Raw genomic sequence first — 838 nt, forward strand, 5'->3', positions numbered from 1 at the left:
GAAGTAGCCGTGCGCCGGGACCTGCGGCTCTCCATCCTCCGCCGGAGCGAAGGCACCCACCGGTTCCTGCACCACCACCTGGTTGCGACCACCCTGCTTGGCCAGGTACACCGCGGTATCGGCGCGCGAGAAGAACTCCAGCACCGATTCGCCCAGCACGTACTGCGTGACGCCGATCGACACCGTGACGCGTCCCCGCAGCGGTTCCTGCCATGGGTGCGCCTCCACCAGCGCGCGGATGCGTTCGCAGCTGTTGAGCGACGGCAGCAGCGGCGTGGCGGGGAAGATCAGCAGGAATTCCTCGCCGCCGTAGCGGGCCGCCGCATCGCGCGGACGCACGCACACTTCCTTCAGTATCCGCCCGACTTCGCGCAGGCAGGCGTCGCCCTGCACGTGGCCGACGGTATCGTTGAAGCGCTTGAAATGGTCCAGGTCGCACAGCATCAGCGTGAGCGGCAGGCCGTCGCGGCGCGCGGCCAGGATCTCGCTGTGCAGGATGCGGTCGAAGCCGCGCCGGTTGACGAGGCCGGTGAGCGGGTCCACCTCGACCATCTCGTTGAGGCGCTGGTTGGCCAGGTGGAGCTCTTCGGACATCGTCACCAGCCGCCGGCGCATGTCCAGCAGCCGGCGCATGGCGCGCAGCTTGGCCACCAGCACGATCGGTTTCACCGGTTTGACGAGGTAGTCGTCGCCGCCCGCCTCGATGCCGCGCCAGACATCCAGGTCGCTATCCAGCCCGGACAGGAAGATGATGGGCGTCCATCCGCCCGGCTCGGCCTCGCGCATCTGTTGCGCGACCCAGTAGCCGTCGTTGTGGTCGGAGAGCCGGATGTCCAGC

At 68.4% G+C, this 838-nt stretch carries 1 protein-coding gene; it reads right to left on the minus strand.

From position 1 onward, the window contains the following. Positions 1-838: diguanylate cyclase (locus tag GVL52_RS31435; RefSeq protein WP_160012654.1), on the minus strand; the 838-nt coding region annotated here is incomplete at both ends.

The sequence above is a fragment of the Rhizobium sp. 18055 genome (genome assembly GCF_902706285.1).
Classification (GTDB): domain Bacteria; phylum Pseudomonadota; class Alphaproteobacteria; order Rhizobiales; family Rhizobiaceae; genus Rhizobium.